The organism is Mycolicibacterium pyrenivorans (genome assembly GCF_025821625.1).
GTDB classification, from domain to species: Bacteria; Actinomycetota; Actinomycetes; order Mycobacteriales; family Mycobacteriaceae; genus Mycobacterium; species Mycobacterium pyrenivorans.
Genome location: NZ_JACKSH010000108.1, coordinates 18,515 through 27,352, shown reverse-complemented (window position 1 = coordinate 27,352; position 8,838 = coordinate 18,515). Strand labels below are relative to the sequence as shown.

Here is an 8,838-nt window from a genome sequence, read left to right as displayed (position 1 = left end):
CCGTCGGCATCGAGATCATCAGGCACACCCCATGATCCCCTACACCCGCCACCGGCCCAGGCACCCCGCCCGGCGTGTTACTGACCCACGCTCCTAGCCGAGCTGCTGGCTCTGATCCTGAACTGGAGCACCGACCTCGGCGAGTTTTGCCGGGCTGGAGGTGATCTCGTCGATGACGGTGTGGATGAAACGCATCTTCTCCAGTACCGCCGGAGGCAGCACGAACGGATACAGGTCGTCCTTGCCCATCGAGCGGTTGACCATGTTCAGCGCCCAGGCCAGCGGCAGCCACATCTCGATCATCGTGTCGAAACTGCTGGGTCCCAGCACTTTACGCTCGAATGTGGCACCGGCCGGCGCGAAGCCGAACGCGGCGGCGGTGTCCATCGTGTCACGGATGTGCAGGTAGTGCGCGAAGGTCTCCGCCCAGTCCTCGGCGGGATGCATGGTCGCATAGGACGACACGTAGTCGACCTCCCAGCCGGTGGGCGCGCCCTTGCTGTAGTGCCGGTCGAGCGCAGCCTGGTAATCGGCCTCGGGGTCACCGAACAGCTCATGGTAGCGCTGCAGGTAGTCCGCCGAAGTCCCGATGAGCCGGTACTGGTAGTAGTGCCCGATCTCGTGGCGGAAGTGTCCGAGCAGTGTGCGGTACGGCTCGTCCATCGAGATGCGCAGCTGCTCGCGGTGCACATCGTCGCCCTCGGCGAGATCCAGTGTGATCAGGCCGTTCTCGTGTCCGGTGAACACCTTCTCGAACGCGCTCGACAGCAGGTCGAACGCCAGCCCGTACTCCGGGTCCTCGTCGCGGCCGACGATCGGCAGCTTGAGCTCGTACAGCTCGGCGATCAGCCTTCGCTTGGCGCGTTCGGCGGACGCGAACGCCGCCAGAGCAACCGTGTCGGCGTCGTTGGGCCGGGTGCGGGTCAACGCGCAGGACACACAAAGCTTGGCGATCGGCCCCTTCTCGACCAGCCAATTACATTCGGCAAGATGAAGATTCGTGCACAGCTGAAACTGGCTTTCGTCGACTGCGCCGGCGTGCTCGCTCTCGGCGGGCGGTGCGATGACCAACAGCGCCATGTCGTCCAGTGAGAAACCCAATGAGCTGTGGCAGTTCAGGCACACCGAGTTCTCGAACGACAACCGCTGACCACAATTGGGACAGTTGAAGTCACGCATTGAGCACTCCCCCTTGGTACGGAGCCACGTCGACGGCGACATCGATGACGCTGCTCTCCGACTCGGTGTAGATGATGCCGCGAAGCGGCGGTACATCGGCGTAGTCACGGCCGAAGCCGACGGTGACATAACGCTCGTCGACCATCTGGTCGTTGGTGGGATCCAGCCCCACCCAGAGGTTCTGCGGCGTCCACACCGCCGCCCAGGCGTGCGTCGCGTCGATGCCGACCATGCGTTCCTTCCCTGGCGGAGGGTCGGTGGCCAGATAACCGGAGACGTAGCTGGCAGCCAGACCGTTGGCGCGCAGACAGGCGATCGCCAGCCGCGCGAAGTCCTGACATACCCCCTCCCGGGCCGCCAAAACCTCGCTCACCTGAGTGGACACCGTCGTCGACCCCGACCGGTAGGTGAAGTCGGTGTAGATCCGCGACGTGAGGTCGCGCAGCACCTCGATCAGCGGCCGGCCCCGGGTGAAACTCGGTGCGGCGTAGGCACGCAGCTCCTCGGTGATCTCGGCGGGCTGCAGGTCCATGGTGAACTCGACGGCCAGGGCCCCGTCGGTGCCCACGGGGCGCGCGATCTCCCACGGCGCCCGCGCCGACGGGCCCTGGTAGAGGTGGGGCGGCGGTGGGTCGACCTCGACGACCGACCTGCCGGTGATGCTGAGCGTGCGGTGCCGCTGGGTGACGTGGAAGTACGAACTCAGGTTGCCGTATGCGTCCCGGCTGGTGGAACTGTCGGCGGCCTCCGGGTCGATCAGCAGCTCGTGGAACAGGCAGCGCTGCCGCGCCGAGTCCCGCGGCGTCAGGAAGCCGCGGCCATAGGAGCTGGTCACCACGTCGGAGTAGCGGTAGGTGGTGCGATGGGTGATCTCGTAACACCGGCTCCCGCCAGCCGTGCCGACGGGCCCATCCGGAAACGCCGTCACGGCACCACCCGCCGTGCGTCGGGGCCCCACAGCGGCTGCATGCCGCCCGGCAGCGACAGGTGGGTCGCGGTGATGACCCCCGACAGCTCACGTAGGTCGCGGTGGGTGCCTGCCAGCAGCCCGTCGAGTTCGTCGCGGGCGCCGGTCGCGGTGACCTCCTCCAGTTCCGCGGGTTCGATGCGGCGCAGCCGGATGGCGATCTCCTCGACCATCCGCTCCGGCCGTGACGACCCCGACGCCCCGGGAAGAGACTTGAGGTTGGTCCGCAGCCGCTCCAGCTGATACACCAGCGAGCGCGGGTTCTCGGAGTCGAACAACACCAGCTCGGCCACGCCGGCCACACCGACCTTGCCCGGATTGCGCCGTCGGTAGATCACCAGGGATTCGCACGCCACCAGAGTCGACTCCGTGATGGTCTGTTCGGCGTCGGGCAACCGGGCGGTCGCCAGCGTCGACCGCAGCAGGGCGGTCAGCGCCAGGCCGCGCTCGATCCGCTTGCCGATGTCCATCATCGTCCAGCCGACATCGTGGACCATCGACTCGGCGACGACGCCCGACAGGGCAAGCATGCCCGCCAGGGTGAGAGTGTTCGTCGACGACAGGAACGCGTCTCCCTCGGCCCGCGAATCAGGCGGGCTGTCCGGGGCGTGCAGCAGCGCGCGTTCGAGCGCGGACAGCACCATCCAGGTGTCGTTGGACATCTGGTCGCGCACCGATCGCGCGGCCATGCTGAGACGCTCCACCGACTGGGCCAGCGAGCCGGACCGGTACCGGTCGGCCGTCAACGACCACAGGGTGGTCGGGGCGGTGGCCACCATCTCGGCGTAGTCACTGCCTGCGCCGGTGTCGGTTCCGGTGATCGCGCCCAGCGCCGTCAGCAGCACCGGAACGCACTCGCTGCCGGGCATGGTGCGGCGGTAGCGGTACTCGTGATAGCGCTCGCGGGTCACGGTCAGCAGCCGGGCCATGTTCTCGGCGCGCTCGGCGTAGCGGCCGATCCAGAACAGATCGGACAGCACGCGCGGCGAACTGATCTCGTGTATCGGACTCGGGGTGACCAGGAAAGGCAACCCCGTCGTCTCGTCGGGCAACACCACCGGCGTCACCGTCGGGATCTTCTCCGCGGTGATCCGTGTCGGCGTCCTCACCCAGATATCTTTGGCCGCAACGTTGTTCAGGCGGCAAGCGGCATCACCCGGCGCCAGGACATAACCGAGTCCGCCGATCATCGGCGCATAACCACTGTGTTGGGCCACCGTGAACAAGCGCATGCCGACGCTCGACGACGACAGCCCACCGGGCAGGTGATCCGAAGGCGCCGAGGAGAACTGGGGCAACTCCTGCCCCACCCACTGCCACGGGAGGGCCTCGATGCGCGCCGCGAGGGCCTCCCGCTGCCCCGCCGACAGTTCGGGTCCGACGATCTGTTCGCCGCCGGTGACCGGTTTGATCAGCAGCGACGACAGGTTGGCCAGCAGGTGCGAGCGCTCGACGTCGATACCGCCCCAGTACATGGGCGCGGCGGCCAGCAGCGGTGGCTCGTCGAGCAGGTGCTCGGCGAGTTCGGGGAGAAACCGAAGCAGCCCAGGGCTTTCCAGCACACCGCTGCCCAGCGTGTTGACCACCGTCACCGCTCCGCGACGCAACACCTCCACCAGGCCGACCACCCCGAGCCGTGAGTCGGCCCGCAGGTCGAGCGGGTCGGCGTAGTCCGCGTCGACACGGCGCAGTACCACGTCCACCCGTTTCAGGGTGCCCATGGACCGCATCCACAGCCTGCCGTCGCGCACCACCAGATCGGCGCTCTCGACCAGCGGCAGGCCCAGCACACTGGCCAGATAGGCCTGGTCGAACGCCGTCTCGGAGTAGATCCCCGGACTGAGCACCACCACCGCAGGCTCCTCGGCCGATTCGGGTGCGGCGTCGACGAGCGCCAGTCGCAGCGCCTGGGCCCACGGAGAGGCGGGGCGGGGCCCGATCTGCTCGTAGAGGTCAGGGACGGCGTGGGCGACGACGCGCCGGTCGGCGAGCGCGTAGCCGGCACCGGACGGCGCCTGCGTCCAGTCGGCGTTTACCAGGAACTCGCCGGACACTCCCCTGCTGACATCGCACCCGTGCAGGAACAGCTGATGACGACCCGGCACCTCGATGCCACGTGCGGCCCGCACGTAGCCGGGATGGGCGAACAACAGCTGCGGCGGCAACACCCCGCTGGTGATGGAGCGGCGCGCGCCGTAGAGGTCGGTCAACACGGCGTCGAGCAGCCGTGAGCGCTGCACCAGCCCCGCCTCCAGCGGGTCCCAATCCGCCGCGGAGATGACCAGCGGCAGAGCGTCGAGCTGCCAGGGTCCCGGCGCCGACGCGCCGTCGATGCTGGTGACCGCGTCGCCGTTGTGATCGACCTGGACGTAGGTGATGCCGTCGTTGTCGACCAGGCCGCGCACCACCGCCCGCAGGCGGTCGAGTCCGTCGCGGCCCCGTTCGCGTACGCAGTCGGCCAGCTCCTGCCAGGCCGGCCGGACATCGCCTGCCGCATCGACGAATTCGTCGTAGCCCGCCGCCGGACCCCGCAGGCCCGCCTGGACGTCGAAAAGCACCTGCTGGGCCCGCATGGTGCGGTAGGGCACCAACGGGTTGTCGAGGTCGGTCGCTCCGGCGCCCGGTTGGGGACTCGGACCGGTTGCAGGGAATGCCATTACTGCAGAACGGTACGCACTCGCCGCAGATCCAAGATCCCCGGCGCGCCCACGTCGGTCGATTGCCGTGCCTGCCTCTCGCGCAGACCGGCCAGATTGACCTTGCCCGGCGTGAAACCGGTGGCCTCGAAGCGGCGACCGCGCCGCGACTCGGCCTCGACGGCATTGACCGGAGGAGCGTCGTAGGCCCGGCCGCCGGGATGGGACACGTGGTACGTGCAGCCGCCCCGGGAGACCCCGGTGGCGGCGTCGACGAGTTCGAAGCGCAACGGGCCGTCGACGGTGATCGTCGGGTGCAATGCGCTGGGCGGCTGCCAGGCCCGGTACCGCACGCCGCCGACCTGCACGTCGGGGTTGTCTGTCGCCAGCATCGGGATCGGGTGGCCGTTGACGGTGACGATGTAGCGCTGCCGGTCGGCGCCGATGAGCCGGACCTGGATGCGTTCGACCGACGAGTCGACGTAGCGGGCCGTGCCGCCTGCGGTGGACTCCTCACCGAGGACGTTCCACGGCTCGACCGCACCGCGCAGTTCGATCTCCACGCCGCCGAAGACCGCCGTCCCGATCCGCGGGAAGCGGAACTCGGTGAAGGGGTCGAGCCAGCTGGTGTCGAAGGCGATCCCGTGTGCCCGCAGATCCGCGGCGACGTCGGCGATGTCGTTGATGATGAAGTGCGGCAACAGGTACCGGCCGTGCAGGTTCGCGCCGTGGCGGATCAGCGGCGCGCGTAGCGGCTCGTCCCAGAACCACGCAACCAGCGAGCGCACGAGCAACGACTGCACCATCGCCATCTGATGATGCGGTGGCATCTCGAACCCGCGCAGTTCCAGCAGACCGAGCCGTCCCCGCGCGCTGTCGGGGCTGTAGAGCTTGTCGATGCAGAACTCGGCGCGGTGCGTGTTGCCGGTGATGTCGGTGAGAAGGTGCCGGAGGGCCCTGTCGACGATCCACGGAGCGAAGCTTGCGGAGCGACCATGATGGGGAGCGAAGCTTGCGGAGCGACCATGATGGGGAGCGAAGCTTGCGGAGCGACCATGATGGGGAGCGAAGCTTGCATCGGAGAGTCGCGCGATCTCGGCGAACGCGATCTCGAGTTCATAGAGCGACTCCGGGCGGCCCTCGTCGACCCGGGGCGCCTGCGATGTCGTGCCGACGAACCGGCCCGCGAACAGATACGACAGCGACGGGTGCCGCTGCCAGTAGGTCAACAGGGACACCAGCAGGTCGGGACGGCGCAGCAGCGGGGAGTCGGCGGGCGTGATGCCGCCGAGTGTGATGTGGTTGCCGCCGCCGGTGCCGCCGTGGGTGCCGTCGACGTCGAATGCCTCGGTCGACAGTCGGGCCAGGCGGGCTTGCGCATAGAGCGTCTCGAGTTGTTCGCGCTGCTCGGCGAAGCTGGCGGCCGGAGCCACGTTGACCTCGATGACACCGGGGTCGGGCGTGACGGACATCGATCGCAGCCGGGGATCCGCCGGGGGACCGTAGCCTTCGACCACCAGGGCGCAGCCGATCTTGGCGGCGGCCGTCTCGATGCGTTGGATCAGGTCGACGAAATCCTCCAGTTCCTCGGTGGGAGGGATGAAGACGTGCAGGAAGCCGTCGCGGATCTCGCCCACCAGCGCGGTCGTCGGCATGGACTCCGCTTCCTCCACCACCGCGTCGGGATCGTCGGTCGCCGCGCCCCCGGAGCCCAGTCCGGGGCGCGACGCCGTCGGATCGGCGTCGAAGGCCGGCCGCGGCGGCTCCCAGCTGATCGAGTTCAGCGGAAGCCGCAGGCCGGCAGGCGAGTCCCCGTCCAGCAGCACGATGCGCCCACGACGCAGCTTCCAGTCCGCGCTGGCCCAGCCCGACCCGTCGTCGCGGCGATGCAGCGGCAGAACGTATGCCGCCGGTTCGGCGACCGGAGCTTCGAGGCGCGCCATCAGCGCGGTTCGGGCGTCGGGACCGTCGGCCTGCAGGTCGTCCTCGGGCGCGACGGGATCGCCCTCGGGTTGCCGCACTGCTGCCGCCAACCGGGCCAACGCGTCCTCGAAGGCGGGTCGGACCTGGCGGGCAGGCAGCCCCAGGCCGTCGGCGATGACACCGAGCAGTTCACGGCCGGCGTCGGGGGCAAGCGCCGGTATGTCGGGGTGTTCGGCCCACGGGTCGGCGAGCAAGGACTCGTCGCTCCACAGCGGCTCGCCGTCGGTGCGCCAGTAGAGTCCGATCTGCCAGCGCGGCAACGGTTCTCCCGGATACCACTTGCCCTGACTGCGTTGCACCAGCCCCTGCGGGGCCCAGACCTTCTTCAGTCGCGCCGCCAGCGCGGAGGCACGCTCGCGCTTGTGCGGGCCGTCGGCGTCCGTGGTCCACTCCGGGTCGACCTGGTTGTCGATCGACACGAACGTGGGCTCGCCGCCGATGGTGAGCCGCACGTCACCGGCGGCCAGCCTTTCGTCGACGCGTTCGCCGAGCTCGTTGATGGCCGCCCACGTCTCGTCGGTGTAGGGCAGAGTGACCCGCGGATCCTCATGGACCCGGGTCACGACATTGGTGAATTCCAGCGTGGTTTCGCACGGCTCGGTCGAGCCGGTGATCGGTGCCGCGGATTCGGGATGCGGTGTCGCCGACAGCGGGATGTGCCCCTCGCCGGCGAACAGGCCCGAGGTGGGATCCAGACCTATCCACCCGGCGCCCGGGATGTACACCTCGGTCCAGGCGTGCAGGTCGGTGAAATCGGCCGCCGGGCCCGACGGTCCGTCTAGGGCCTCGACGTCGGAGGTCAGCTGCACCAGGTACCCGGAGACGAATCGGGCCGCCAGACCCATCTGACGCAGGATCGACACCAGCAACCACGCCGAGTCCCGACAGGAGCCGATCCCGGTGCGCAGCGTGAAATCCGGTGTCTGAACCCCGGGTTCCATCCGCACGCTGTAGCCGACGTCGGCGTTGACGGCCCGGTTGAGCGCGACCAGGAAATCGATGGTGCGGGTGCCCGGCGGCACGGAGAAATTCTGCACCCACGCCTCGGCGAGATCGCCCGGGCCGGACCCCTCGTCGTCCTCGTCGACCGGTCTCAGATAGGGCTTGAGGTCCTCGGCCAGCGCCTTCGGGTAGCTGAAACCGACATGCTCGGCGTACTCCTCGATGAAGAAGTCGAACGGGTTGATGACCTTCAGATCGGCGATCAGCCCGACGGTGATGGTCAGGCTGCGGGTGCGCGTCGGGAAGACGAGCCGGGCCAGGAAGTTGCCGAACGCGTCCTGCTGCCAGTTGACGAAGTTGTCGGCGGGCTCGACCCGCAACGAGTAGGCCTCGATCGGCGTGCGCGAGTGCGGCGCCGGGCGCAGTCGGACGACATGCGGATAGACCTCGATGAGGCGGTCGAATGTGTAGCTGGTGCGGTGCTCCAGCGCCACCTTGATACCCATAACGGGCAATCCCACCACACCTGGGGTGGCGACGCAGACCGCGTTCGCCTCAGTGACGGGCCCGATGCGGCACAAGCCGACCGCGGGGGCGCGGCACGGGTGCACACTAACGGCGCTGACGCTCGCGCACCCTGATCCCGAGTTCTTCTGGCGGCACATCGTGTCCGGCGGTGCAGCGCAGCGCGACGGCGGTGTCGGCACCGCATCCGTCGTGTGTCAGCCGCAGGGGTACCGGGTCGGGCAGATGGCGCTGGCCCCAGTCGAACATCGCCCACACCACCGGCATGAAGTCGATACCCGCCTCGGTGAGGACGTATTCGTCGCGACTGCGCTGGCCGGGCTCCTGATAGGGCCGACGTTCCAGCAGTCCCGCCTCGACGAGGTCGGCCAGGCGTGCGGCGGCGGCGGCCTTGGTGACGCCGATGCGGCGCCAGAAGTCGTCGAAGCGGGTGGTGCCGTAGTAGGCCTCGCGCAGGATGAGCATCGAGGACTTGGCGCCGAGCACGCCCATCGTCTTCTCGATCGGGCACTGGCCCACCGCCGACCAGGAGTCGCGATCGACGAGTCGCCCTCGGAGCACCGACATGGAATTCCCCCTCCCGCTGAGTTGTTTCCAGTATACCCA

5 protein-coding genes are annotated in these 8,838 nt (G+C 68.7%); all 5 read right to left on the bottom strand.

Annotated elements, in window-relative coordinates:
• Nucleotides 1–93: 93 nt before the first annotated feature.
• The 5 genes from H7I57_RS14245 to H7I57_RS14225 all read right to left on the bottom strand — a co-directional run bounded on the left by H7I57_RS14245 (nt 94) and on the right by H7I57_RS14225 (nt 8,799).
• Complete coding sequence (locus H7I57_RS14245; protein WP_264024205.1) at nt 94–1,179, bottom strand: zinc-binding metallopeptidase family protein; 1,086 nt, start codon at nt 1,177–1,179, stop codon at nt 94–96.
• Nucleotides 1,172–2,107, bottom strand: coding sequence for a transglutaminase family protein (locus H7I57_RS14240; protein ID WP_264024204.1), 936 nt, complete (start codon nt 2,105–2,107; stop codon nt 1,172–1,174). The genes H7I57_RS14245 and H7I57_RS14240 overlap by 8 nt, the downstream gene beginning before the upstream one ends.
• Nucleotides 2,104–4,803: a circularly permuted type 2 ATP-grasp protein gene (locus H7I57_RS14235; RefSeq protein WP_264024203.1), complete on the bottom strand. Its 2,700-nt coding sequence runs from the start codon at nt 4,801–4,803 to the stop codon at nt 2,104–2,106. Before H7I57_RS14235 ends, H7I57_RS14240 begins: the two co-directional genes overlap by 4 nt.
• Nucleotides 4,803–8,213 carry a transglutaminase family protein gene (locus tag H7I57_RS14230; RefSeq protein ID WP_264024201.1) on the bottom strand — a complete coding sequence of 1,137 codons (3,411 nt, stop codon included), beginning with the start codon at nt 8,211–8,213 and terminating at the stop codon, nt 4,803–4,805. The genes H7I57_RS14235 and H7I57_RS14230 overlap by 1 nt, the downstream gene beginning before the upstream one ends.
• A 106-nt stretch (nt 8,214–8,319) precedes the next feature.
• Nucleotides 8,320–8,799: a winged helix-turn-helix transcriptional regulator gene (locus H7I57_RS14225; RefSeq protein WP_264024200.1), complete on the bottom strand. Its 480-nt coding sequence runs from the start codon at nt 8,797–8,799 to the stop codon at nt 8,320–8,322.
• Nucleotides 8,800–8,838 lie beyond the last annotated feature (39 nt).